General features: G+C 73.4%; 28 protein-coding genes. 10 read left to right on the top strand and 18 right to left on the bottom strand.

Annotation, left to right across the window (positions count from 1 at the left end; translation table 11 throughout):
* Positions 1–117: 117 nt before the first annotated feature.
* On the bottom strand, positions 118–885 hold the full coding sequence (locus ABZ930_RS24375; protein ID WP_361551318.1) for an ANTAR domain-containing protein: 768 nt from the start codon (positions 883–885) through the stop codon (positions 118–120).
* 76 nt (positions 886–961) lie between these two features.
* Between ABZ930_RS24375 and ABZ930_RS24370 the strand changes: the two genes are divergently transcribed.
* On the top strand, positions 962–2,098 hold the full coding sequence (locus ABZ930_RS24370; protein ID WP_361551315.1) for a GAF domain-containing protein: 1,137 nt from the start codon (positions 962–964) through the stop codon (positions 2,096–2,098).
* Positions 2,099–2,132: 34 nt separating this feature from the next.
* Here ABZ930_RS24370 and ABZ930_RS24365 read toward each other — a convergent pair whose 3' ends face one another.
* A complete protein-coding gene (locus tag ABZ930_RS24365; protein WP_361551313.1) occupies positions 2,133–2,951 on the bottom strand; it encodes an RNA polymerase sigma factor SigF in 819 nt (272 codons plus the stop codon).
* Positions 2,952–3,267: 316 nt separating this feature from the next.
* Between ABZ930_RS24365 and ABZ930_RS24360 the strand changes: the two genes are divergently transcribed.
* The 3 genes from ABZ930_RS24360 (at position 3,268) to ABZ930_RS24350 (ending at position 4,698) form a co-directional block, all read left to right on the top strand.
* A complete protein-coding gene (locus ABZ930_RS24360) occupies positions 3,268–3,642 on the top strand; it encodes a DUF2795 domain-containing protein (protein ID WP_361551310.1) in 375 nt (124 codons plus the stop codon).
* Positions 3,643–3,710: 68 nt separating this feature from the next.
* Positions 3,711–4,145: a CBS domain-containing protein gene (locus ABZ930_RS24355; RefSeq protein WP_361551307.1), complete on the top strand. Its 435-nt coding sequence runs from the start codon at positions 3,711–3,713 to the stop codon at positions 4,143–4,145.
* Positions 4,146–4,152: 7 nt separating this feature from the next.
* Positions 4,153–4,698: a type 1 glutamine amidotransferase domain-containing protein gene (locus ABZ930_RS24350; RefSeq protein WP_361551304.1), complete on the top strand. Its 546-nt coding sequence runs from the start codon at positions 4,153–4,155 to the stop codon at positions 4,696–4,698.
* Between the two features lie 10 nt (positions 4,699–4,708).
* Here the strand turns inward: ABZ930_RS24350 and ABZ930_RS24345 are convergent, their stop codons facing one another.
* The gene (locus ABZ930_RS24345; protein WP_361551301.1) at positions 4,709–5,704 is read right to left on the bottom strand and encodes an AraC family transcriptional regulator; all 996 of its coding nucleotides are present in this window, start codon (positions 5,702–5,704) and stop codon (positions 4,709–4,711) included.
* 288 nt (positions 5,705–5,992) lie between these two features.
* Here ABZ930_RS24345 and ABZ930_RS24340 point away from each other — a divergent pair, with 288 nt between their 5' ends.
* The gene (locus ABZ930_RS24340) at positions 5,993–7,009 is read left to right on the top strand and encodes a hypothetical protein (RefSeq protein ID WP_361551298.1); all 1,017 of its coding nucleotides are present in this window, start codon (positions 5,993–5,995) and stop codon (positions 7,007–7,009) included.
* 16 nt (positions 7,010–7,025) lie between these two features.
* Here the strand turns inward: ABZ930_RS24340 and ABZ930_RS24335 are convergent, their stop codons facing one another.
* Positions 7,026–8,648: an ATP-binding cassette domain-containing protein gene (locus ABZ930_RS24335; RefSeq protein ID WP_361551295.1), complete on the bottom strand. Its 1,623-nt coding sequence runs from the start codon at positions 8,646–8,648 to the stop codon at positions 7,026–7,028.
* 94 nt (positions 8,649–8,742) lie between these two features.
* Here ABZ930_RS24335 and ABZ930_RS24330 point away from each other — a divergent pair, with 94 nt between their 5' ends.
* Positions 8,743–10,254, top strand: a complete 1,512-nt coding sequence (locus ABZ930_RS24330) for a phosphatase PAP2 family protein (RefSeq protein WP_361551292.1) — start codon at positions 8,743–8,745, stop codon at positions 10,252–10,254.
* 110 nt (positions 10,255–10,364) lie between these two features.
* Positions 10,365–11,189, top strand: coding sequence for a methyltransferase domain-containing protein (locus ABZ930_RS24325; protein WP_361551289.1), 825 nt, complete (start codon positions 10,365–10,367; stop codon positions 11,187–11,189).
* A 15-nt stretch (positions 11,190–11,204) separates the two neighbouring features.
* Here ABZ930_RS24325 and ABZ930_RS24320 read toward each other — a convergent pair whose 3' ends face one another.
* The 13 genes from ABZ930_RS24320 to ABZ930_RS24260 form a co-directional block, all read right to left on the bottom strand.
* Positions 11,205–11,477 (bottom strand): gas vesicle protein K, encoded by a 273-nt coding sequence (locus ABZ930_RS24320; RefSeq protein WP_361551286.1) that lies wholly within the window; start codon positions 11,475–11,477, stop codon positions 11,205–11,207.
* A 1-nt stretch (position 11,478) separates the two neighbouring features.
* Positions 11,479–11,667: a gas vesicle protein gene (locus ABZ930_RS24315; protein ID WP_361551283.1), complete on the bottom strand. Its 189-nt coding sequence runs from the start codon at positions 11,665–11,667 to the stop codon at positions 11,479–11,481.
* Positions 11,664–12,500: a GvpL/GvpF family gas vesicle protein gene (locus ABZ930_RS24310; RefSeq protein ID WP_361551280.1), complete on the bottom strand. Its 837-nt coding sequence runs from the start codon at positions 12,498–12,500 to the stop codon at positions 11,664–11,666. Before ABZ930_RS24310 ends, ABZ930_RS24315 begins: the two co-directional genes overlap by 4 nt.
* Entirely contained in the window at positions 12,500–12,835 is a 336-nt protein-coding gene (locus ABZ930_RS24305; RefSeq protein WP_361551277.1) for a gas vesicle protein, read from the bottom strand. Before ABZ930_RS24305 ends, ABZ930_RS24310 begins: the two co-directional genes overlap by 1 nt.
* Positions 12,832–14,016 (bottom strand): SRPBCC family protein, encoded by a 1,185-nt coding sequence (locus ABZ930_RS24300; protein ID WP_361551274.1) that lies wholly within the window; start codon positions 14,014–14,016, stop codon positions 12,832–12,834. Before ABZ930_RS24300 ends, ABZ930_RS24305 begins: the two co-directional genes overlap by 4 nt.
* Positions 14,009–14,749 (bottom strand): DNA primase, encoded by a 741-nt coding sequence (locus ABZ930_RS24295; protein WP_361551271.1) that lies wholly within the window; start codon positions 14,747–14,749, stop codon positions 14,009–14,011. The genes ABZ930_RS24300 and ABZ930_RS24295 overlap by 8 nt, the downstream gene beginning before the upstream one ends.
* Before the next feature lie 3 nt (positions 14,750–14,752).
* Entirely contained in the window at positions 14,753–14,986 is a 234-nt protein-coding gene (locus ABZ930_RS24290) for a gas vesicle protein GvpG (RefSeq protein ID WP_361551268.1), read from the bottom strand.
* A gap of 4 nt (positions 14,987–14,990) precedes the next feature.
* On the bottom strand, positions 14,991–15,743 hold the full coding sequence (locus ABZ930_RS24285) for a GvpL/GvpF family gas vesicle protein (protein ID WP_361551265.1): 753 nt from the start codon (positions 15,741–15,743) through the stop codon (positions 14,991–14,993).
* The gene (locus ABZ930_RS24280; protein ID WP_353945732.1) at positions 15,740–16,156 is read right to left on the bottom strand and encodes a gas vesicle structural protein GvpA; all 417 of its coding nucleotides are present in this window, start codon (positions 16,154–16,156) and stop codon (positions 15,740–15,742) included. Before ABZ930_RS24280 ends, ABZ930_RS24285 begins: the two co-directional genes overlap by 4 nt.
* A 129-nt stretch (positions 16,157–16,285) precedes the next feature.
* Complete coding sequence (locus ABZ930_RS24275) at positions 16,286–16,600, bottom strand: gas vesicle protein (protein ID WP_361551262.1); 315 nt, start codon at positions 16,598–16,600, stop codon at positions 16,286–16,288.
* 89 nt (positions 16,601–16,689) lie between these two features.
* Entirely contained in the window at positions 16,690–18,522 is a 1,833-nt protein-coding gene (locus tag ABZ930_RS24270) for a transketolase (RefSeq protein ID WP_361551334.1), read from the bottom strand.
* 38 nt (positions 18,523–18,560) lie between these two features.
* Positions 18,561–19,925 (bottom strand): NAD(P)/FAD-dependent oxidoreductase, encoded by a 1,365-nt coding sequence (locus ABZ930_RS24265; protein WP_361551259.1) that lies wholly within the window; start codon positions 19,923–19,925, stop codon positions 18,561–18,563.
* A gap of 39 nt (positions 19,926–19,964) precedes the next feature.
* The gene (locus tag ABZ930_RS24260; protein WP_361551256.1) at positions 19,965–20,285 is read right to left on the bottom strand and encodes a phage holin family protein; all 321 of its coding nucleotides are present in this window, start codon (positions 20,283–20,285) and stop codon (positions 19,965–19,967) included.
* Positions 20,286–20,373: 88 nt separating this feature from the next.
* Here ABZ930_RS24260 and ABZ930_RS24255 point away from each other — a divergent pair, with 88 nt between their 5' ends.
* The 3 genes from ABZ930_RS24255 (at position 20,374) to ABZ930_RS24245 (ending at position 22,058) form a co-directional block, all read left to right on the top strand.
* Positions 20,374–20,820 carry a carboxymuconolactone decarboxylase family protein gene (locus ABZ930_RS24255; RefSeq protein ID WP_361551253.1) on the top strand — a complete coding sequence of 149 codons (447 nt, stop codon included), beginning with the start codon at positions 20,374–20,376 and terminating at the stop codon, positions 20,818–20,820.
* 108 nt (positions 20,821–20,928) lie between these two features.
* Entirely contained in the window at positions 20,929–21,297 is a 369-nt protein-coding gene (locus ABZ930_RS24250; RefSeq protein ID WP_361551250.1) for a VOC family protein, read from the top strand.
* 71 nt (positions 21,298–21,368) lie between these two features.
* Positions 21,369–22,058, top strand: coding sequence for a GntR family transcriptional regulator (locus ABZ930_RS24245; RefSeq protein WP_361551247.1), 690 nt, complete (start codon positions 21,369–21,371; stop codon positions 22,056–22,058).
* Here ABZ930_RS24245 and ABZ930_RS24240 read toward each other — a convergent pair.
* Positions 22,055–24,019, bottom strand: coding sequence for a DUF5107 domain-containing protein (locus ABZ930_RS24240; RefSeq protein ID WP_361551244.1), 1,965 nt, complete (start codon positions 24,017–24,019; stop codon positions 22,055–22,057). The genes ABZ930_RS24245 and ABZ930_RS24240 overlap by 4 nt on opposite strands.
* Positions 24,020–24,156: the final 137 nt, after the last annotated feature.

The following is a 24,156-nucleotide window of genomic DNA, read 5'->3' as shown; positions in this document are numbered from 1 at the left end:
CGGTGTGCGCCGCGCCGTCATCGTACTTTTCGGAGCTCGCTTCAGGGGCGCGGGGAACTGCGCGACCAGCCACGGCGAAAGCCGCACCCGGTAACGAATCCGCACCCCGGCGGCGCCTCACCGGGTCAGCGCCGCGAACTCCCGCTCGAGCCCGCGCCCCCGTTTGTCGACGACAGCGGACGCGACATCGGCCAGTTTCCGGTTCGTCGCCTGCGAGATGCGGCGCAGCACGGTGAAGGCGGCGTCCGCGTCGCAGCCCAGCACATGCATGACGATGCCGCACGCCTGGTCGACGACGGGCCGGCTGCGCAGCGCGGCGCCCAGCTGGTCCAGCTCCGCGAGGGCCGCCCGGTAGGAGCGGTCACGGACCATGCACGTGGCCGCGAGGTCACCGAGGGCGCGGACCGGACCGTGCGGCGCGTCCGCGAGCGTGCCGGCGCGGAAGCTGTACAGGCTGAGCGTGACGGTCAGATCGGCGCTGCGGAAGGGGATGGTCACGCTGGCGCGCACGCCGGAGTCGAGGGCGACCGCCCGGTAGTGCGGCCAGCGCCGGTCCCGCAGCAGATCGGTGACGTCGACCGGGGTGCCGCACTCCTCGGCGACGGGTATGGGCCCCTCGCCCGAGCGCAGCTGGACGGAGACCAGCGCGGTCAGGTCGGGGTGGGTGGCGGCGGAGGGCCGCTCGCCGGTGCCGTCGCTCACCGTCGCGACGGCGCCGCAGCAGTCGGCCGTGCAGCGTACGGCCTCCTCCGCGAGCTCGGACAGCCGGCGGGCCGGCAGCCCCGGCTCGGGCGCCTCGGGGGCGAGCCGCGAGGGCTCCGCGGGATACGTCCCGAACGCCCGCTGTGGTGCGGTCTCTGCTTCGTTCCGATCGTCCTCGCGCATCGGAAAACGCCTCCTCACAGCTTCGGCTTCCCTCACTCGTTCCCGGAAAACAGCTCACCGGGATAGGTTCTCGGGTATGGCGCAATTGGAAGAGTTCGGTGAGGAACTGGCGGACTTCGTGCGCCGGGTGGGGGAGTTGAAGGCAGCACGTTCGGTGCCGACCGACGAGCTCCCCGCCGTACTGGACGCCGCCCTCTTCGAACTCGACCACGCGATCGGCAAGTTGTGGCCCTGGTACGAGCAACTGACCTCCGAGGGCGGTGGATCCGGAGGCCGTCCGGTCACCGCAGACCGGCAGGAACAGCAGTTGTTGCGCGCCGTGTTCCAGCGGCTTCCGCTGCCGGTGGCGCTCGTGGACCGGGAGTGCGTGGTGCGCCGCCTCAATTTCGCGGCGACGAACTTCACCGGGGTGCGGGCCGGATACGCGAGCGGGCGGCCGCTCACCGGTCTGCTCGCGCACGCGGACCGGGCCGCGTTCCGCTCGCAGGTCGCCGCGGTGGCCCGGGGCGAGGGGGACCGCGGGATGACCGTGCATCTCCAGCAGTCCCCGCACGAGCCGGTCCGCGCGACCCTGACGGGCCTGCGTCCGGGCAACGAGCCGCGCACCACCGTCCTCGCGCTGCTCCAGCCCGCCGACGAAGGCTCCGCGACCGTGCGGCACCCTCAGGACCGCTCCGCAGCGCCGGTCCCCGATCTCGCCGAGACCAGCCGCCATCAGGCCGTGATGGATCTGCTGGACGCGATGACGCGGGAGCTGCTGGGCGCCCCGGCCGGTGATCCGCCCGAGGTGCTGCGGCGCGCCGCCCGCGTCCTGCACGCCCGGTTCGCGGACTGGGTGGTGGCCGACGCGGGAGCCGCCCGCCTCACCCGGGCCTGCGTGCTGGGCGACGACGAGGCGGCCGTGCGGGACATCGCCGCGCAGGACCCGGCCTCCGCCCCGCTCATCGAGGAGGCGGCCCGCGGCGGGGCGCCCGCGCTGCTGGTGCGCCCCGAGGATCCGCTGGCGCTCGGCCCGGACGCGTCCGGCGCCCCGGTCCTGGTCCGCGCCGACGTCACCTCGCTGCTGTGCGTTCCGCTGGTGCCGTCCCCCGGCGAACCGGTCCAGGGCGTCCTCACCCTGTTCCGGTCCGCGGGCCGCCTGGCGTTCTCCATGGCGGAGGCACAGGCGCTGGACGTGATGTCCCGCCACATCGCACTGGCCATGCGCAGATGACGCCGATGACCGGGGTCAGCGCGCCGGACGACCGCTAGGCCGCATCGGCGAGGACCTCGTCGCGCAGCCGGTCGCAGCACCGGCTGATGAGCCGGGACACGTGCATCTGCGAGATGCCCAGCTGCTCGGCGATGCGGCTCTGCGTCATGTCGCCGAAGAACCGCATGTAAAGGATGCGTTGCTCCCGTTCGGGCAGCTCGGCGATCCGCGGCTTGACGGCCTCCCGGTCGACGACGGTGTCGAGCGCGGGGTCGACGGCGCCCAGCGCGTCGGCCAGCGAGTAGCCGTCGTCGCTGCCCGGCAGCTCCGCGTCGAGGGAGAGCGCGGTGAAGCTCTCCAGGGCCTCCAGACCGGCGCGGGTCTCGTCCTCGGTCAGACCGGCGCGGTCGGCGATCTCGCTCAGCGTCGGCGCCCGCCCCGAGACGGTCTGGGAGAGCTCGTGCTGCGCGAACCGGACCCGATTGCGCAGGTCCTGCACCCGGCGCGGCACGTGCAGCGTCCACATGTGGTCCCGGAAGTGGCGCTTGATCTCGCCGGTGACCGTGGGGACGGCGTAGCTCTCGAAGGCGTTGCCGCGCTCCGGGTCGTACCGGTCGACGGCCTTGACCAGGCCGAGTGCGGCCACCTGCCGCAGGTCGTCGAGGGACTCGCCGCGGTTGCGGAAGCGGCCCGCGAGCCGGTCGGCCATCGGCAGCCAGGCCTCGACGACCTCACGGCGCAGCTCGGTGCGCTCGGGTCCGTCGGGCAGGTCGCAGAGCCGGGTGAAGGCCTCGGCGGTGTCGGGCGCGTCGTCGTGTGGGTGCCGCTGCCCCGGCTTGACCGGGTGCAGAGATGCGTCGGTACGCGTACGCATGGTCGCAACTCCCTGGTGGTGCGTTGTGGTGCCTTGGCGGTGGTCACCGTGGGAGTCGCCCCGAAAACGGAGTCGGACACACCCGGGGCGGGTACAGCGGATCGCTGTCCCGGGGACGTGTACGCCGTGCGTACCCGTCCGTCCCACGGACGTGCCTCCTGTCCGAAGCACTCATTTTCGGCTGCCCCTGCACCGCCCGGACAAACACGGCCGCGCGTACCGGTCTCGGGCGACGGACGGAGCCGCAGGTGTCAGCGGTGGGCGCCCGGGTACGCGTCCCGGCACCCACCGGACACCAGGGAAACAGGAGGGACAGATGCAGCGAGGCAGCGACCGGCTCAGCGCGCACCGCGACGACGAGATGAAGCACGAGTTGCAGGGCCTGTTGCGGTCCGGGCACCCCACGCGGACCGCGGAGTGGCACGATCCGGAGCCGGTGGCCGACGACGACCCCGAAGTGGCGGGCGGTCCGGTGGTGCCGGGCCGGGGCCGGCACGAAGCGCTCCGGCTGGAGCTCGGGCGACTGCTCGGCCGTACGTCGTTCCCTGCGGCCCCGGCGCCGCTCGCACAGGCGCTGCGCGAGCGGTCCGCGCCGGACGGGCTCGTCGACCGGGTGGCCGCGCTGCCGGAGGACGCGACCTTCGGTACGGCGTCGGAGCTGGCCTGGGCCCTCGTCGGCGACCAGGAATGAACGGTCCCCCACCGGGTACTGCGGCCTGGGTCACGGACCAGCCCGACGGAGCAGAGAGGCCGGCGGTCATGGCCGATGTGGTCAGGGACGTCATGACACCAGGCGTCGTAGCGGTACGCCCCGACGCCTCACTCGTCGAGGCCGCGCAACTGATGCGGGCCCAGGACATCGGTGATGTCCTGGTGGCGGACGAGGTGGGACTCGTCGGAGTCCTCACGGACCGGGACATCACGGTGCGTGCCGTGGCCGAGGGCGAGGACCCGCTGACCGTCAGCGCCGAGGCCGTGTGCACTCCCCATCCGGTGGCGGTCGGCCCGGACGATCCGGTGTCGACCGCGGTGTCCCTGATGCGGGAGCACTCGGTGCGCCGCCTTCCGGTCGTCGAGGACGGCCGGGCGGTCGGCATGGTGAGCCTGGGCGATCTGCCGGTCACCCACGATCCGGGCGACCGCCCGCGCACCGTCCGGACCGTACAGACAGATCCATCCGTACAAGGGAGTTGAGCAACTGATGCGCATCGCGTTCCTGGTGGCACCCGAGGGCGTCGAGCAGGTGGAGCTGACCGACCCCTGGCAGGCCGTGCGGGACGCGGGCGGCGAGCCCGTGCTCGTGTCGACGCGCCACGGTGAGGTGCAGGCGTTCCACCATCTCGACAAGGCGGACACGTTCCCGGTCGAGAAGACGGTCGCGGACCTCGCGGCCACCGGTGCCGAGGGCTTCGACGCGCTGGTGCTGCCGGGCGGGGTGGCCAACCCCGACCACCTGCGCACCGACCCGGACGCGGTGGCGTTCGTCCGGGACTTCTTCACGCGGGGCCTGCCGGTCGCGGCGATCTGCCACGCCGCCTGGACGCTGGTCGAGGCGGACGTGGTGCGCGGCCGCACGCTGACGTCGTGGCCGAGCCTGGCGACCGACATCCGCAACGCGGGCGGCACCTGGGTCGACGAGCAGGTCAAGATCTGCACCGGCGGGCCGAACGTGCTGGTCACCAGCCGCCGCCCGGACGACCTCAAGGCGTTCGACGCGGCGCTCCTGGAGCAGGTCAGCGGCGTGTGAGCCACGGCCGTCAGGGGACGCGACGGTCCCAGAGGGCGTCGCCGTCCAGCGCGCGCAGCGTGCTGGACGGCACCTGGCCGTACTTGGCCCGGTACTGCTCGGCGAAGCGCCCCAGGTGCCCGAAGCCCCAGCGGTGGGCGATGTCGCTGACGGACGCCGTGCGCGGGTCGGCGGCGAGCAGATCGGCGTGGGCCCGCTCCAGCCGGACCGAGCGCAGATACGCCATCGGCGGCATCCCCACGTACCGCGCGAACGCCTCCTGGAGCCAGCGCACGCCGACCCGCGCCAGCACGGCGAGTTCGCCGGTGGTGAAGGGGTGTTCGGGGCGTTCGCGCATCGCGTCCATGGCGCGCTTGACCGGGGCGGGGCGCAGTCCGTGCGCGGGCTGGTCCAGTACGTCGCGGTAGTGGTGATCGGCGCTCAGCAGCAGGCCGTTGACGACGGCGTCCCGCAACGGGGCGGCGACCAGCGGGTGCTGGAGCAGATGGACGTCCTCGTCCAGATCCTCGACGAGCGTGGCGATGAGCCGGGCCCAGGCCCGGCCGCGCCCGCGGGTCAGATCCATGCCGGGTTCGAGGACGAGCGGCCCGCGCAGCGGCCGGCCGGTCAGCTCCTCCACCCGCCGCTCCAGCAGCGGCCGTTCGATCTTCAGGGCGACGATCCGGCCCTCGCCGGTCCACTGGTCCACGGACGTGGTGCCGACCGGCTGGAACACGGCGGCCGAGCCGGGCAGGGTGAGCTGACCGGGCCGGCTCGCCTGGTGCCAGGACAGGGCGGCGCCGAGCGGGATGTTCACGTGGTAGGAGCCCAACTCCCCGCAGCGCACCCGGACATCGGCCCCGCACCTGAGGTTCCCGACGGTGAGCCCGCCGAGTTCGAGCACGTCGAACGTGGCGTCGAACCGCTCGGGGCGTGACAGCACGTCCAGCCGGTTGCTGTAGAAAGCGTCCTTGATCGCTTCCATGGCCCGGTCGACGTCTTCCGTCCGGAAGGACGTTCTCGCCACCCTGACTCCTCGTGATGACCTGTCATGACGCGTCGTGCGCCCGGCGGTCCCGTACGCCGGTTCCTCCGTCGACCCAGCAGCGTACGACCACCGCCGGGTCATGGCGACGACACCTGCAACGGGCATGGTTCCCCGTCCTCCCCCGTATCGCCTCGCGCTCCGGACGGCGCGAAGGACACGCCCCTTTCACTCGTGTGTGTCACCCCCCGTCTGCCCGGGGGCGCGCAGGGTACCCGCGCCTGAACGCGGTATTCCGCCCACCGCGCCCACGACCTCCGGGAGGCAGACATGGACCTCGCGTTCCTCACCCCGCTGTACGACCGCCCCGGGCCCTGGGCGTCCGTGTACGTCGACGCGGACCGCCACCGCGCCTCCACCTCCGAGGAGCGCACGCTGGAGTCGCTGGCGGTGCAGCGGGCGCTCGCCCGCGCCGGGGCCGACGAGGCCACGTGCCACGCGGTGCGGATGGCCGTCGACGAGCTGCGGCACGCCGGTGAGCCGGTCGGGCGGGCGTTCTTCGCCACCGGCGGCGAGGTGGTCCTCGATCCGCCGCTGAGCAAGGCCCCACCCGGTACGTCGGTGCGCTGGGCGGCGCTTCCGCACATCGCTCCCCTGCTGGACCTGGCCGGCCCGGATCCGCTGTGCCTGGTCGCGCGCGTCGGCCGGGACGGCGCCGCTCTCGCGCTGTGGCAGGACGGGCTCCGCGAGGCGGAGCGGCACGTCCCGCTGCGGGCGGCGGACGGCTGGGAGCACGGCGCCGCCGAGCTCGCGGAGGCGCTCGCACGCTGCCGGGCCGGGACAGGGGCCGATCTCGTCGTGCTGGTCGGGGACGACGCGGAGTGCGCCGCCGTGTGCGAGCGGCTGCCCGCGGAGGTGCGGGAGCGGGCGCTGCGGGCCGGCTCCGGTGCGGGCGGCGGGCGGCTCGACACCGAGCTGCCCCGGGCCCGCGCCGCCCACGAGGCCGAGTTGTTCGCCGCCGCGCGCCTGCGTGGCGAGGAGGCCGCGGAGGGCGTGCCCGCGCTGGTCGACGCGGCGCGCGAGCACCGGATCTCGCAGCTGCTGATCCGGGCCGACGGGCCCGACGCGCACCGGCCGGTCTGGGTCGGCGCCGAACCCGACCAGGTCGGGGTGGAGCGGGACGAGCCGGCGGTGCTCGGGGCGCGGGACGCGGTGCCCGCGCGGGCCGACGACGCGCTGCTGCGGTGCGCGGCCGCCGCCGGGGCCGAGGCGGTGTCGGTGGCCGGGGCGGATCCGGCCACCGGACCGGCCGGGGGTCTCGGGGCGCTGCTGCGCTGGGACGCGTGAGCCCCTCGGTGACGCCCTAGCGGGCGCGCTCCACCCGGCGTTCGTCCCAGACGGGCTCCGTGGTCTCGCGGACCTTCCCGTCCGAGCCGAAGACCAGGTAGCGGTCGAAGGCGCGGGCGAACCAGCGGTCGTGGGTGACCGAGAGGACGGTGCCGTCGAAGGACTCCAGGCCCTCCTGGAGCGCTTCGGCCGACTCCAGGTCGAGGTTGTCCGTGGGCTCGTCCAGGAGCAGGGCGGTGGCTCCCTCCAGCTCGAGGAGCAGGATCTGGAAGCGGGCCTGCTGGCCGCCGGACAGCCGCTCGAAGTTCTGCTCGGCCTGGGCCGTCAGCTCGTAGCGGCGCAGCAGGGACATCGCCGCGCCCCGGTCCTTCGCGTGGTCGCGCCAGAGGATGTCGAGCAGCGGGCGGCCCTGGAGCTCGGGGTGGGCGTGGGTCTGGGCGAAGTGGCCGGGGACCACGCGCGCGCCCAGCTTCCAGGCGCCGGTGTGCGCCACCGAGTCGTCGCCGGCCAGCAGGCGCAGGAAGTGGGACTTGCCCGAGCCGTTCGAGCCGAGGACCGCGACGCGCTCGCCGTAGAAGACCTCCAGGTCGAAGGGTTTCATCAGGCCGGTCAGCTCCAGGCCCTGGACGGTCACGGCGCGTACGCCGGTGCGGCCGCCCTTGAGGCGCATGGTGATGTCCTGCTCGCGCGGCGGCTCCGGCGGCGGGCCCGCCTCCTCGAACTTGCGCAGCCGGGTCTGCGCGGCCGCGTAGCGGGAGGCCATCTCGTGGCTGACCGCGGCGGCCTGCCGGAGGTTGATCACCAGCTTCTTGAGCTGGGCGTGCTTCTCGTCCCAGCGGCGGCGCAGCTCCTCGAAGCGGGCGAAGCGCTCCCGGCGGGCCTCGTGGTACGTGGCGAAGCCGCCGCCGTGCACCCAGGCGTCGGCGCCGCCGGGGCCCGGCTCGACGCTGACGATCTTCTCGGCGGAGCGGGCGAGCAGCTCGCGGTCGTGGGAGACGAAGAGGACCGTCTTGCGGGTCTCGCGGAGCTTCTCCTCGAGCCAGCGCTTGCCGGGCACGTCGAGGTAGTTGTCCGGCTCGTCGAGGAGCAGGACCTCGTCCTGGCCACGCAGCAGCGCCTCCAGGACCAGGCGCTTCTGCTCACCGCCGGAGAGCGTGCTCACGGCGCGGAACTGGGCCTTGTCGTAGGGGACGCCGAGCGCGGCCATGGTGCACATGTCCCAGAGCGTCTCCGCCTCGTAGCCCTGGACCTCGGCCCAGTCGGCGAGCGCCTGGGCGTAGCTCATCTGCGCGGCCTCGTCGTCGACCGTCATGATCGCGTGCTCGGCCTTGTCGACCGCCTTCGCGGCCTCGCGGAGCCGGGGCTGGGCGACGGAGACAAGCAGGTCGCGGACGGTCGTCTCGTCGCGGACGGAGCCGACGAACTGGCGCATCACGCCGAGGCCGCCGCCGACCGTGACGGAGCCGCCGTGCGGCTGGAGCTCGCCGGAGATCAGGCGGAGCAGCGTGGTCTTGCCCGCGCCGTTCGGCCCGACCAGGGCGACGACCGCGCCCTCGCCGACCCGGAAGGAGACGTCACCGAGCAGCGCCCGCCCGTCCGGCAAGTAGTACTCGAGGTGCGCGGCTTCCAGATGTCCCATGATCCCGCATTCTGGACGCCCGTGCGGGTGACGGGCAAATGAATTGGCAGGCCGGGGCCGGGTGCGGGGCCCGGCACGGGGTACCCGTCGTGACATGTGTGCCGACTTCTTCGCCGACCTCATCACGCCCGCGCCGGCCGTGACCAAGCCCGGCCCGTCCCTGCGGGGACGCCTCGCCTCCCTGGACCGGCGCGTCTTCGAGTTCGCCGCGGGTTCGAACTGGCCCGGTGCCGAGCGGGTCCTGCCCCGGCTCAGCAGGGCCGCCAACCACGGTGTGCTCTGGTTCGGGATCGGCGGTGCCCTCGCCCTGAGCGGATCGCCGAAGGCCCGCCGGGCCGCCGTGCGCGGCATCGCGTCCCTCGCCGTGGCCTCGGCGACCATCAATACGCTGGGGAAGCGCTCAGTGCGCCGGGCGCGGCCGATCCTCGACCCGGTGCCGCTGGCCCGGCGCCTGAAGCGGCAGCCGTTCACCACGTCGTTCCCGTCGGGGCACTCGGCGTCCGCCGCCGCCTTCGCGACGGGGGTGGCGCTGGAGTCGCGGGGCCTGGGCGCGGCCGTCGCGCCGCTGGCGTTCTCCGTGGCGGCCTCCCGTGTCTACACCGGCGCCCACTTCCCGGGCGACGTCCTGGTGGGCGCAGCGCTCGGGGTGGGTGCCGCCTTCGCCGTACGCGGGCTGGTGCCGACGCGCGACCAGATGCCGACACCGGGGCGGCCGCTGGTCGACGACGTACCCGCGCTGCCGGGCGGCGAGGGTCTGGTGATGGTGGTGAACACGAACGCGGGCACGCCGGAGAAGGTGAAGGCGCTGCGCGACGCGCTGCCCGCCGCGGAGTTCGTGGAGTTCACCGGCGGCGACCTCGTGCCGGTCCTCCAGAAGGCCGCGACACACGCCCGCGCGCTCGGCATCTCGGGCGGCGACGGCTCGGTGAACACGGCGGCGCGGGTGGCGCTGGAGCACGGGCTGCCGCTGGCGGTCCTGCCCGGCGGCACCCTCAACCACTTCGCGTACGACCTCGGGGTGGAGGACGCGGGCGATCTGGTGCGGGCCGTCCAGGGCGGGGACGCGGTCGCGGTCGACGTGGGGCGCTTCCACTCGGCGGAGACCTCGGGGATCTTCCTCAACACCTTCAGCCTGGGCGCCTACCCGGAGCTGGTGCACGAGCGCGAACGCTGGTCGGCGCGGGTCGGCGGGCGGCTCGCCGATGTGGTGGCGGCCGTGCACGTGCTGCGCCGCGACCATCCGCTGAACGTCCGCATCGGCGGCAGCGACCGGAAGCTGTGGCTGCTGTTCGCGGGCAACTGCACCTACCGCCGGATGGGGCTGACGGCGGGGCGGCGCGCGTCCCTGGCCGACGGGCTGCTGGACGTGCGCACGGTCGGCGGCGGCCGGCTGCCCGGCTTCCGGCTCCTCGCGGCGGCCCTGTCGGGCCCGCTGTCCCGCTCCCCGTTCCACACGGCGACCCGGATGACCCGGCTGCGCGTGGACGGGATCGCGCCGGGCACCCCGCTCGCCTACGACGGTGAGGTGAGCCCGTGCGGACCGGTGCTGACCGTCGAGAAGGAGCACGAGGCGCTGCGCGTGTACCGCCCGCTGACCATACTGTGAGACACGGGTCTCATCATCCGGTTGGCGGGCGTACGGTGAACGCATCGCCCGGGGCGTCCGCCCCGGGCGGCAGCCACACCGTGTCACCCCCACCGTGAAGGGATCGGGCCATGTCGCAGGAGACCGCCGTGTACACCCACGGCCACCACGAGTCCGTGCTGCGTTCGCACACCTGGCGCACCGCCGCCAACTCGGCGGCCTACCTCCTCGACTCGGGCGTGCTCCGGCCGGACTCCAGCGTCCTGGACATCGGCTGCGGGCCGGGCACCATCACCGCCGACCTCGCCGCGCTGGTGCCGCAGGGGCGGGTGGTCGGCGCCGACAGCGCCGAGGGCATCGTGGAGCAGGCGCGGGCCACGGCGGCCGAACGGGGCCTGGCGAACACGGAGTTCACCACCGCCGACGTGCACGCGCTGCCGTGGGACGACGACACGTTCGACGTGGTGCACGCGCACCAGGTGCTCCAGCACGTCGGCGATCCGGTGCAGGCGCTGCGGGAGATGCGGCGCGTCACGAAGCCGGGCGGGATCGTCGCGGCCCGGGACTCCGACTACGCGGTGTTCTCCTGGTACCCGCGGCTGCCCGGCATGGACGACTGGCTGGATCTGTACCGCCGGGTCGCCCGGGCCAACGGCGGGGAGCCGGACGCCGGCCGCTTCCTCAAGTCGTGGGCCATGAAGGCCGGTTTCACCCAGGAGGACGTCACGTGCTCGGTGGGCGCGTGGTGCTACGCGACGCCGGACGAGATCGCCTGGTGGAGCGGGCTGTGGGCGGACCGTACCGTCGCCTCCGCGTACGCGGACCGCGCCACGGCGGGCGGGCACGCGACCACCGATCAGCTGACGGCGGTCTCCGCCACGTGGCGGGAGTGGGGCACGCACGCGGACGCCTGGTTCGCCGTGCCGCACGGGGAGATCCTGGCCCGCAAGCAGTAGTCCCGCGAGGGGAGTTCAGCTCCTGGGCAGCAGCGGCCCGAGCGGTCCGAGGTCGATGTTCAGGTCCTCGGGCCGCAGGTCGTAGCGGTCCCTGAGTTCGGCCATCCGGTCCTCCAGGAGCATCAGGGTGAGCCCGATCCGTTCTTCCTGGTCCTCCGTCAGATCACCGGTGTCGAAGCGGCGGATCGCCTGCCGCTCCATGAGCTGCCGCAGCAGCTCGACGACCGTGAGGACCAGTTTCATCAGATCGCGCTCGACCGTGTCCCGCTCGATCTCGATACGTGCCATGTCACATCAACTCCGGCCAGGGCGAGGGTACTTGTTCATTGACCGAGCTGATCAGGGCGTTCAGATCGATGCGGACCAGATCGACGTCCGCGATGCGCAGGGTGATGTCCCCGGCGAGGACGACACCGCCCGCGAGCAGCCGGTCGAGGAGGTCGACGAGAGCGATCTCGCGCCGTTCGACGACGGTCACCGCACGTCACCTCCCCGTGTGTCCGCTTCTTGGACGTCCGGGCCCGTCGCCGCGAACGAGTAGCCGGCCCACGGGCCGGTCAGCTCCACCCGCAGGCCCGGCTCCCGGCCCTTGGTGGCGTCGACCCGCTCCACGAACGCCTCCGCCTCCGTACGGTCCACGAGATAGGCGGCGTTGAGGACGTTGCGGCCGCTCGCGCGGGCCAGTTCGGGGTTCTGCGGAGGATGAATCCTGCTGTCCGCCGCGCACCCGGCCAGCTCGTCGTGCAGTTCCTGCGCGAAGCGCTCCGCACGCTGCCAGGCGTCGTCGCGCGCGGTGCGCTCGGCGCGGCGGCGGCGCAGATAGTCGCGCCCGGACGAAGGGGCCGCCTGAGCGCCCCGCGCCGGGTCCTCCCTCGCGGCCTCCGCCCCCTCTGCCCCTCCCTCCACGTACACCTTCACGCCCCACTCGACGCGTCCGGCGAGACGGTCGAGGCAGGCCCGGAAGCGGTCGCCCTCCTGCTCCAGCATCACGCGCACACCGCTGTCGTCCCGGAAGACGGTGGCCAGGCGCAGCGGCAGCGGTCCGGTGACGGTGGTGAGGGCGGCGATCACCGTCTGATGGGCGCGGGCGGTGGCCGTGAGCCAGTCCAGGTCCTCCAGGTGCGCGCGGAGCGGGGCCTCCGCGAAGTCCCGCTCCGGCACATCGGCGACGATCGCGACGAGGCCGTCGTGCTCCAGCTGCCGGGGCGGCGCGCCCGCGACACCGGCGAGTTCGGCCTGCAACGGCGCGTCGAGCGGCCGGCACACGGCGTACACGTAGCGCAGCTGCCCCGCCGGGACACTCGTGCCCATCAGGACCTCTCCCCCTCCACGGCCTCTTCGAGCTCGGCCAGCCGGCTCTTCAACTCGGCGTTCTCCTGAGCGAGTTGCTTGCGTCGGGCGCCCGAGGACAGCGCCGGGTCGTCCTCCCACCAGTCGATGCCCATCTCCTTCGCCTTGTCGATCGACGCGACGATCAGGCGGAGCTTGATGGTGAGCAGTTCGATGTCGAGCAGATTGATCCGGATGTCGCCCGCGATGACGATCCCCTTGTCGAGGACGCGCTCCAGGATGTCGGCGAGATTGGCCCCGCCTCCGTCCCCGCGGTACGGCTCGGGGAAGCGGGCGCCGGTGGTGGCCGTCGTCATCGGCGGGCCCCGCTGCCGGCGCGCTCCCTGCCACGCGCGGGTTCCTCCTCGTCGGCGCCCTCGTCACCCTCGGCGCCTTCATCGGCGTATTCCTCGTACTCGCCTTCGTCCTCCTCGTACTCTTCCGCCTCCTCCGGCTCGTCCTCGTAGCCGCCCTCGGCGTCGTCGTACTCGGCCTCCGCCTCGTCGTACTCGTCCTGGTCGGGTTCGGCGTCCTCCTCGGACCCCTCGCCCTCCCCGGCCTCCTCGTCGTACTCGTCGGCCGGCTTGCCCTCCTCCTGCTCCGCCTGCTCCTCCTGCTCCTTCTGCTCCTCCTGCTCCTCCTGCTCCTTCTCCTCCTCTTCCTGGGCGAGGGCGTCCTCGTGGGTGGTGACCACCTCGCCGTCGCGGATCTCACCGCGCCAGCCGTCGCTCGCCTCGCCGCGGATCGTCACGAACCGCGCGAAGTGCTTGAGGTCCAGGCGGGCCCGGCGGCCCTGGGCGCGCCAGATGTTGCCGGTCCTCTCGAACAGGCCCTTGGGGTAGTACTCGATGACCAGCAGGACCCGGGTGAGCCGGTCGGCGAGCCGGTGGAAGGTGATGACACCCTTCGTCGTGCCCTTGGCACCCTCCGACGTCCACTGGATCCGGTCGTCGGGCACCTGCTCGGTGGTGTGCGCCTTCCAGCTGCGGCTCGACCAGAAGACCTTCATCTGCCAGTCGGAGGTCACGTCGTCGGCGCGGTTCGCGTTCTTGACGCCGCGGGCGAACGTGGAGAACTCCTGGTACTGCGTCCACTGGTCGTACGCGGTCCGCAGATCGACGCCGACGTCGATGAACTCCATGATGACGGTCGGCTTCTTGCCCGCGCCGCCCTTCTTCTTCCCCTTGCCGCCGAGGCCCTTGAACGCGCCGACGACCTTGTCCTTCAGGTGCCCCGCGCCCAGTTCGACCGCGCTGCGCATCGGGCCCTTGCCCTCGGCCAGCTTGCGGCCGCCGTCGAGCGCCAGCTTGGCGAAGCCGGGACTGTTGCCCTCGGCGATGTCGTTCAGCTTCACCGTCGTCTGGCCCAGCTTGCGCCCCGCGCCCAGCAGCATCCGCTGGGCCTGGGCGGCGAGGTACTCCTGCAGCTCCGACTTGAGGTGGTCGGCGGCCTGGCTCTTGGCGAGGCCGCCCAGCGCCTTGGTGGGTGATTCAGCCACGGTCCCGCCCTCCCTTCGCGGCGCGGGCGGGACTGCCCGCGGTCCTCTTGGCGGTCGTCTTCTTCGCCGCCGTCTTCTTGCCCGCCGTCTTCTTCGCGGCCGTCTTCTTCGCCGCGGTCTTCTTCGCGGGGGCCCGCTTCGCCGTCGACGTGCTCATCCGGGTGCGCTCGGCGGCCTGACCGCGCCGGCCGGACGCAGCGGATTCACCACGTCGGCCACGGCGCGGGCTCTCGTCGCGGTCGCCCTCGTCGCGGTCGCCCTCGTCGTCATAGGAGTCCGAGTCGGAGTCGGACTCAGAGTCTTCGTAGGCGTCCTCGTCCGCGTCGTTCGCGTCGTCCTCGCGGCGCACGCTCTGCCCCGGCACCACGCGCGTGACCCGTTCACCGGCGTCGCGCACGTCGTCCGCGTCGGGGGCGACACCCGAGATCTGGTCGCGCACCCCTTGCGTACGGCTGTGCAGCCGGCCCGCGAGCCCCTCGATCTGCCGCTCCACGAGCGCACCGGTCGCCGCCTTGCCGACGCCGCGCAGATCCTCCCGGAGCTGATCGCCTATCTCCTTGAACTGCGGGTTGTTCTCCAGCTGTTGCGTCACCAGTTCGCCGATGGCGCGCGGGCTGAGCTTCAGCCGCTTGCCCGCGACCATCGTGCCGATGGCGAACGCCAGCTTCATCTTCTTGGTCCGTCCGAGGACGTAACCGGCCCCTACCGCGAGGCCGAGCGCTGCCCGGTTCACGCTTCACTTCCCTTCCAGCCGGTCGAGGAGCTGGTCCTCGAGCCGGTCGAACGTCTCCTGGTCAATGTCGCCCTCCGTCAACCGCCGCTCCAGGGCGGCCAGTTCAGAACGGATCACGGCCGGGTCGTAGTAGTTCCGTTCGGCCTCGGCGACCAGCTGCTCCATCACCCACATCGACCCGCGCACGGGCGCGAGCGGCAGCAGCAGCACCTCGCCGACCAGCCTGGTCAGCCCCACGGCCTCACTCCGTACTGCCCGCCGGAGCGGACGGGCCCGGCTCCACGAAGCTGTACGGCGGGAGCGGGCCGTTGACGGTGAGCTGAATGTGCGCGTGGTCGCGGCGGACGTCCTCGACGGCGGCGAGGAAGCGCTCGGCCGCCTTCCGGTCGACGAGGAACGAGATGTTGGCGAGCCAGCCGGTGCTCTCGGGGCCCGTCGACACCGAGTCCGCGGACGGTTCGAGCAGTCGCCGCAGCAGCACGCCGTCCTCGGCCTCGCGGGCCTGCACGGCGCCGACCACGATCTCGCCGAGCCGCAGCCGGTCCTCGTAGGTGCCGCCGCCCGCCTGCCGGTTGGCGTCGGCCATCGAGCGGACCTCGGGGTTCTCGGCCATCACCCGGTGCAGTACGGCCTCTTCGTCGTGCTGCGCCTTGACGTTGTACTCGACCTTGCCGTCGAGCGTGCGCAGCCGCTCCTGGTAGTGGTCCGCCCGCTCGGCGAGCACATCGGCCACGGCCTTCTCGTCGGGGGCCAGACTGCCGAACCGCATGGGGAGCACCGGACCGCCGGCGCCCGCCTCGGCGAGCACGCTCTGGTGGGCGAGCAGATCACGGCGCTTGGGCCGCAGGTCGTCGGGGGCCTCGCTGACGATCGCGGCCAGCGGACCCTCCTTCACGATGTGCACCGGGCGCGCGGGCTTGCCGATGCCGCCCATGCCGTCGGGCAGCGTGGGATGTTCGGCACTCGCGATGCCGTAGATGTAGGTGCTGCTCACTGCTCCTCCTTACGGCGGCTCGGGGCGCGGCGGGTGCGGCGCGGCTCGGCCTCACCCTCCTCGCGGGCCTGGTTGAAGGCGTCGGAGATGGTCTGCGCGGCGCCGGAGAGGGCACCCTTGGTCTTGCCGCGCGCGCCCGACTCCATGGTGTCGCCGAGGATGTCGGTGAGGCCGGACGGCTTCTTGCTGCCGGTCTCCAGGTCGAGCCGGTTGCACGCCTCGGCGAACCGGAGATAGGTGTCGACGCTGGCGACGACGACCCTGACGTCGATCTTCAGGATCTCGATGCCGACCAGCGAGACCCGGACGAACGCGTCGATGACGAGCCCGCGGTCCAGGACGAGTTCGAGTACGTCGTACAGGCCACTGGTGCCGCCACCGCCGCCTGACTGTTGTGCGGGAACAACGGTCATGGAGACCGGTCCTCCTTGTCTGGGGTCTGGGAAACGGGATCTGGGAGACGGGATCTGGGAAACGGGGATCGTCCGCACGGGTGGTGCGGATCGTGCGGGTGGTGCGGTCGGCGAGGGGAGCGGGCCGGTCTACTGGCCGCCGGACCGGCGCGGCTCGGCGCGTCCGCGCTCGTACCGGCGGACCCGCCGGTACCCGGTGAGGCCGCCCTGCGGGTCCAGGCTCACCTGGTAGCTCGCCAGCAGGCTCATCGTGTCGGGGACGCGCGCCACTTCCAGGACCTCGACCTGCAACTCCCAGCCGTCCTCGGTGCGTTCGAAGGCCGACACGGACTCCGCCGTCATCCCGGTGAGCTCGGCCAGCTGGGCCCGCGCCTCGCGCAGCACCTCCATGGGGCGCGGCACGCGGCTCTCCTCGTTCGTTCGCGGTTTCTTCGTATTCGTCATGGCAACCTCACACTCCGAGTCACCTCACGAGCCGTGGCCAAACCTTCAACTCCGGCGTCGATACGACGAGTTGGGCGACCGTTTCGCGCTCAGGGCGCCACCTGCTGCTCCACCAGCAGTGCCACCGCCGCCGAGAGAGAGCCGGCATCGATCCCGGCGGCCCGCAGCTGCTCCTCCGGCGACGCGGACCCGGGCATCTCCCGCACGCCCAACCGCACGAGCCGGGGTGCCGGGCTCCCGTCCGAGAAGGCCTGGGCGACGGCGTCCCCGAGGCCGCCCTCCTCCCGGTGGTCCTCCACGGTGACCAGGCACCCGGTGACCCGCGCGGCCTCCCGCAGCACTTCACGGTCCACCGGCTTCACCGAGTACGCGTCGATCACCCGCACGGGAATCCCGGCCGACGCCAGCTCATCGGCCGCGGTCAGCGCCTCGTGCACGGTGACCCCGGCGGCGACGAGCGTGACCCGGTCGTGGTCGCCGGAGCGCAGCACCTTGGCCCCGCCCACCGGGAACTCCTCGTCCGGCCCGTAGATGACCGGGTCGGCCCCGCGCGAGGTCCGCAGGTAGCGCACGCCGCTCAGGTCGGCCATGCGCCCGACGAGGTGGGCCGTCTGGTTGGCGTCGCACGGGCAGAGCACCGTCGACCCGTGCACGGCCCGGAACATCGCCAGGTCCTCCAGGCCCATCTGGGAGGGCCCGTCCTGCCCGATGGCGACGCCCGCGTGCGAGCCGACCAGATTGATCCCGGCGCCGCTGACCGCCGCCATCCGCACGAAGTCGTGCGCCCGGGTCAGGAACGCGCCGAACGTGGCCGCGAACGGCACCCAGCCGCGCGCCGCGAGCCCCACGCTGGCCCCGACGAGCTGCTGCTCGGCGATGTAGCACTCGAAGTACCGGTCGGGGTGCTCCTTGGCGAAGAACTCGGCGCGGGTGGAGTCGCCGACCTCCCCGTCGAGCGCGACGACGTCCCCGCGGGCGGAGCCCAGTGCGGCGAGGGCCTCGCCGAAGGCGTCGCGGGTGGCGACCTCGTCGCCGATCTCGTAGCGGGGCAGCTCGAGCCGGCCGCTGCGTACGGCGTGCAACGCCCGTGCGGCGGGCGGCGCCTGTACGCGCACGCGCGTGCCCCGGTCGCCGCCCAGCTCCTCGACGGCCGCGGCGGCGTCCGGCAGCGGTTTGCCGTGCAGTCCCTCCCGGTCCTCGGCGGAGCGGACCCCCTTGCCCTTGATGGTGCGGGCGAGGATCGCGGTGGGCCGCCCGACGGTGGACGCGGCCTCCGTGTACGCGTGGTCGATCTGGGCGCTCTCGTGCCCGTCGATCTCGATGGTGTGCCAGCCGAAGGCGCGGAAGCGGCGCGCGTACGCGTCCAGGTCGTGGCCGTGCCGGGTCGGGCCCCGCTGGCCGAGCCGGTTGACGTCGACGATCACGGTGAGGTTGTCGAGCAGTTCGTACCCGGCGTGCTCGGCGGCCTCCCACACCGAGCCCTCGGCGAGCTCGCTGTCGCCGCACAGGACGTGGACGCGGTAGTCGACGCGGTCGAGCCGTTTGCCGGACAGGGCGATGCCGACACCGACGGGCAGGCCCTGGCCGAGCGAGCCGGTGGCGGTCTCCACCCACGGCAGCCGCCGGGGCGTCGGATGCCCTTCGAGACGGCTGCCGAGGCTGCGGAAGGTGAGCAGTTCGGCGTCGTCGATGACTCCGGCCGCCTTGTACGCCGCGTACAGCAGCGGCGACGCATGGCCCTTGGACAGGACGAGACGGTCGTTGCCCGGGTGGGCGGGGCGTTCGAAGTCGTAGCGGAAATGGCCCGCCAGGAGGACGGCCAGCAGGTCGGCCGCGGACATCGACGACGTGGGGTGCCCGGACCCGGCGGCGTCGGCCGCGCGGACCGAGTCGACCCGCAACTGCCGCGCCAGGTCCTGCATCTCGGTCGCGGTACGGGCGGGGACGGGCGGGGACGTGGTCACGGGGTTCCTCCATCGGGCGGGTCGTGGGTCGGTTCGGTGTGCGGGGCGTCGGTGTGCTCGCCGGGTGTCCGCGCCAGTTCGGGCGACGCCGTGTCGAGCGGCACGGACCAGGAGCGCACGAGCCCCAACTGGACGGCCTGGCGCGGCAGTACGGCGTCCAGGAGCCAGTCGGCGGCGACCCGGACGCGGTTGCCGGGCAGCGCGGCGAGGTGGTAGCCGCGGGTGACGGCGCCCGCGAGCGGGCCGGAGAGCGGGACACCGAGCGGGTTGGCGGCGGCCTGGGCCCCGCCGAGGTCGACGGTGAAGCCGAGGTCCTTGTGCCGGTAGGCGCGCTGTTGGCCGCGGCCGAGGGACGCGGTGACGTTGATCCCGGCGATCCGCCCCTGCCGCCAGGCGTGCTGCGCGGTCATCGGGGTGTACTCCCCCGGCCGGGTCAGGTCGGGGACGGCCGCCGCGTCGCCGCAGGCGAACACCTCGGGGTGGCCGGGCACCGTCAGATACGGGTCGACGAGCAGCCGCCCGTGCTCCAGCGGCCGGCCGAGCGCGGCGACGAGCGGATCGGGCCGCACGCCGACGCACCACACCAGGGTGCGGGTGCCGACGAACTCCCCGTCGTCGAGGTGCACGCCGTCGGCGGTGGCCTCCCGCACCGAGGTCCGCGTACGCACCTCGACGCCCCGCTCGCGCAGCACCCGGTCGGCGGTGCGCGACAGGTGGGCGTCGAGTTCGGGGAGCAGGCGCGGCGCGACGTCGAGCAGGATCCAGCGCGGCCGCACGCCGTGGCGCGGCGGCTGTTTCCGTACCAGGGCTTCGGTCAGCAGCTGCCCCTGCGCGGCGACCTCGGTCCCGGTGTAGCCGCCGCCGACCACGACGAAGGTGCAGCGCGCCCGGCACGACTCGGCGTCGGGCGCGGCGGCGGCCAGCTCGATCTGCCGGGTCACGTGGTCGCGCAGGTACAGCGCCTCGGGCATGCCGCGGAAGCCGTGCGCGTACTCGGCGATGCCAGGCACCGGCAGCAGTTTGTTCACGCTGCCGACGGCCAGGACGAGGCGGTCGTACTCCAGCGCGCCGCGGCCGCCCTCGGGGTCGACGTACGAGACGGTCCGCCGGTCGAGATCCACCCCGTCGGCCTCGCCGAGGACGAGGCGGGCGTGCGGCAGCGTGCCGGACAGCGAGACCGTCACGCGGCGCGGCTCCAGCAGGCCGGCGGCGACCTGCGGCAGCAGCGGCAGGTACAGGAAGTAGTCGGTCGGGTTGAGCAGGGTGACCTCGGCATCGCGCCGGGCCACCCGGGTGAGCAGGCGAGCGGCGCGGTACCCGGCGAACCCGGCACCGACGACCAGGACACGTGTGCGGCTCACGTCTCTCCTCCGGTTCTCCCCCGCTGCGCGCCCCTGAATTCAGGCCCCGGGCGGCGGCCCGGCGGGCATCGGCGGAATCTCGGGCCCGGTGGGCCTGGCGGCCCGCCGCAGCACGAACGCCACGACGCCCAGCAGCGCGGCGACGATCAGCGCGGCGGCCCAGCTCGGCAGGGCCAGCGCCAGCGCGAGCCCGAGCGCCACCGCGGCCGCCGCGCCGGCGTAGAGGGCCGACAGCGCCGACCCGGCGTACAGCGCGGCAGTGCGGCGGCGCCGGTTCACGACGCCCCGCATCTCGTCGCGGACCGCGTCGCGCACGGCTCCTGCCACTTGCTCGGTGAGTCGTTGATCCAAGCGTTCCATGGCGCGGCGGGTACCCTTCCCGCGCACCTCGTAACGGCCACCGAGACTCCACACGACAGAGCTACGGAAGAGCTACGGAAGAGGCCTCATGAACACCGGACCCGAGCCCACCCCCGCCCCCTCCTCGGCGACCGCCGAGACCCGCCAGGCCCGCTTCGCGCAGGGCCTGGAGACGCTGAACGGGATCAACAGCGACGCGGTCCCGCTCGTCCTGGACTCCCTCGCCGACGTCAGCCCCGAGCTCGCCCACCAGATCGTCGCGTGGGGCTTCGGCGAGATCTACCGGCGCCCCGCGCTGCCGCCGCGCGACCGCCAGCTGCTCACCCTGGGCATCCTGACGGCCCTCGGCGGCTGCGAACCGCAGTTGGAGGTGCACCTCAACACCGCCCTCAACGTCGGGCTGACCCCCGAGGAGATCGTCGAGGCGCTCCTGCACTCGGCGGGCTACGCCGGATTCCCCCGGGCCCTCAACGCCACCTTCGTCGCCAAGAAGGTCTTCGCCGAGCGCGGTCTGCTGCCCGTGGACCAGAAGTAGTCGGCCAAGGCGGGCGGCGGTCAACGGAGTTGGTGGCGCGGGCGCGGCAATCATGAAATCGTGGCAAGCCCGAAGAGAGCCGGTCAGAGAGGTGGCACGGGCCAAGCCATGGAGATCCTGGGCACCACGCTGCGCATCTGCGTCGCCGATCCGGCGATGCTGGACCCGACGGTCACGTTCTACGAGCGCCTGACGGGCAGCAGAGCGATGCGCTTCGAGCGGGGCGGCGTCTCGGTGGCCGCGGTCGGCTGCTTCCTCCTGATGAGCGGCCCCGCGACGGAGCTGGAGGTGCTGCGCAAGGTGGCCGCCACGATCGCGGTGCCCGATGTCGACGAGGCGTACGCCCTGCTCACCGCGTCCGGCGCGAAGGTCCTCGCGGGCCCGGTGCCGAGCCCGGGCGGCCGCAATCTCATCGCGCTGCACCCGGACGGATCCGTCTTCGAGTACGTCGACCGGCAGACGCCCGCCGACGGGTGAGCGGCGCCCGCCCCACGTATCCTCACCCGGAGCACGACGGGTGAGGACGCGGGGACGGTGGAGTGGTGCGGGTGACGGCGAGCGGTGACGGAACACCGGCGGGACAGGGGCGTACGTCGCTGAGCGCCCAGGCACGCGAAGCGCTGCGGCAGCGCATCGTCGACCGCCGGTATCCGATGGGCGCACGCCTCGTCGAGCGCGAGGTCGCCCAGGAGCTGGAGATGTCCCGCGTGCCGGTGCGCGAGGCCCTGCGCGCGCTCGTCGCCGAGGGTCTGCTGGAACTGCTGCCGCACAGCGGTGTCCGGGTACGCAGCCTGGAGCGGGACGACGTCACGCATCTGTACGAGGTGTGGGAACCCCTCGCCGTCCAGGCGTCGCGGCTCGCGGCCCGCGCGGTGGCGGACGCGGCGCCCGCACGGCCGCCGGGCCTCGACACGCTGCTGGGCTGTCTGGAGCAGGCCGAGCGGGCGGCGGGCGACGACGAGGGCACCCATGAGGTGGCCGCGCACACGGCCTTCCACGAGGAGGTCGTGGCCCTGGCCGGGAATCCGCTGCTGTCCCGCACGATGGAACAGCTGAGCTGGCAGCTGCAGCTCGTGTTCGGACTGCGCGCGGAGCCGGCGCACATGCGGGCCCAGCACGCGGACATGTACGAGCGCATCGCGGCGGGCGACGCGGAGTCGGCCGCCGCGAGCACCCTGCTCCACGTGCGCGACAGCCGCGCGGTGGCCTTCAAGTCCCTGTTCGGCGCGCAGGCCTAGGCTTCCGGCCGCATCCGGAAGTCGTGGCGGGCCGGCAGCGGCTCGCCCGGCGCCACCGTCTCCCACAGCTCACCGATCGACTCCGCGCCCTCCCGCAGGTCCGCCACCTCGAACCCGGCGTCGAAGGCGGCCCGCGCCCCCGCCATGTCGCCCTCGGCGGCGAGCAGCTGGGCCTCGATCAGCCGGAACCGCCCCTGCGCGCGGGTGCTTGCGTGCAGCCGGTCCCACACCGAACGGGCCGTCTGCGCCCGTCCCACGGCCAGCAGCGCCGCGACCGCCTCGCGCCCCAGGGCCGCCGTCGCCGCCACCCACATCTCCCCGTCGTGGCGCCGCTCCGCGCACAGGTCGTCGAAGGCGGCCGCGTACCGGTCGGCGGCGCGCTCGGGATGCCCGCCCGCTTCGTCGGCGACGGCCATGCAGCGCAGCAACGGCCAGGCGGACGGGGCCAGTTCGAGGGCCCGCTCCCAGCTGCGCTCGGCCTGTGCCCGGTCGCCGGCGTGCCACTGCGCGACGCCGAGGTGGTACTCGGTCAGCGGCCGGGCCGGTGCCGTCTCCAGCATGTCGCGCCAGGCAGGTGCGACGAGAGTCGGTCCCGGCGGGCCGACCCGGCGCTGCTCGGGGAAGTCCCCGCTGTCCAGCAGCTCGCGCCAGGGCGCCTGCGCCTCCCCCAGCGTCGACTCGTCGAACGGGGTGCCCGGCAGCTTCCAGCCGGTGCGCCGCAGTTCGAGGGCGCCCCAGCCGGAGCCGACGGCGAGCCGCTCGCCGGGTTCGGCGTCGGCGCAGCCGGTCCGCCAGGCCTCGTGGGCGGCGTCGACGTCGGCCCGCGGCAGCGCCTGCGCCAGGCGCCGCTCGACCTCGTCGGTCACGGCGCCCCAGGCCGTGCCGGCGGCTTCGCGTGACGTGCTGAGCGGGCCGTACGCCTCCAGCCAGCTGAACTCGCCCTCCGCCTCGAGCCGTACGTGCTCCAGCTGGGTGCGGGCGAGCCCGGCCTGGATCTCCGCGTAGCCCCCGGTGCCGGGCTCGGTCAGCCACTCCTGCCAGCGCCGCCCGCCCGGCCCCGAGCCCCACACGAACAGCTTCCGGCCGCGCAGCAGATCGGTCGACGTCTGCACGAGCCCGTGCCCGGTGTCGTCGAGGGCCGCGATCCAGCGGCGCCGCCCGTCCGGCACCTCGTAGAAGTAGTCGGCGGGGTAGGTGCTGTTCAGCGGCCGGGTGCGGTCCACGCCCCCGTGGTCGGGGACCGGCACGGTGCGCAGCGTCCGCTCGTACCCGAAGTGCCATGCCTCGTCCGCGGGCACGACGACCCGGCGGTCCTCGGGGACGGCGATGTTGGACCACCAGTACACGGGGGCGGGCTTCTCGTGCGGATTGCGCACGCGCACGCCCACGTACAGGAAGTCGGAGTCGGCGGGCAGCCACAGGTCCACCTGGAACGGCAGGTCGCGCAGCCGCTCCCACTCCCACATCCGCAGCATCTCGCCGCCGTCGGGGGCGGTGACGCGCGCGGCGTGCAGGGGCGCGCAGGACAGGGTGGTGTGGCCGGTCGCGCCGATGTTCCACTCGATGCCGCCGGAGAACCAGGCGCCGTTCAGCGCGAAGTTGGCGGGCTGGAACACCGGGTTACGGTAGAGGAGTTCGCGCTCGCTCGGCTTGTGGAAGAGGGAGACGACACGGCCGCCGAGACCGGGGAGCACGGTGACCCGCAGCCGCTCGTTCTCGATCACGATCGCGTCGAGGTCGAGCGGGGCCCGCGCGCGCCCGTACCCGTCGCGTATTCGCTCGGGCAGCACGCTGCGCAGCGGCCGGTAGCCGACCTGCCGCGCCATGTCGAGCGGGAGGCCCGCCCTGGTCCGTTCGTCGAGTTCGTGCGTCTCGTCGAGGGGCCGCAGCGGTGGCAGCGGGTTCGCGGGGCCCGTCGGCGCGCCCGGCAGCGTCAGCACCTCACGGCGGATCTCGGTCATGGGGGAGCCTCCCGTCGCCAGGGGGCGCCGCCCGCCCCGATGACCATGGAACAGGGTCATCGGCGAGCTGGCCAGGGGCTGCTCCGGTCAGGATTGCGCAAAGGCCGCCGGCGCCGATATTCCGGGCGCCGCGCCTC

The organism is Streptomyces sp. NPDC046716, from assembly GCF_040645755.1.
Taxonomy (GTDB): domain Bacteria; phylum Actinomycetota; class Actinomycetes; order Streptomycetales; family Streptomycetaceae; genus Streptomyces.
Note: the sequence above shows the minus strand (reverse complement) of the source record. Positions and strands in the feature narration are given on the sequence as shown.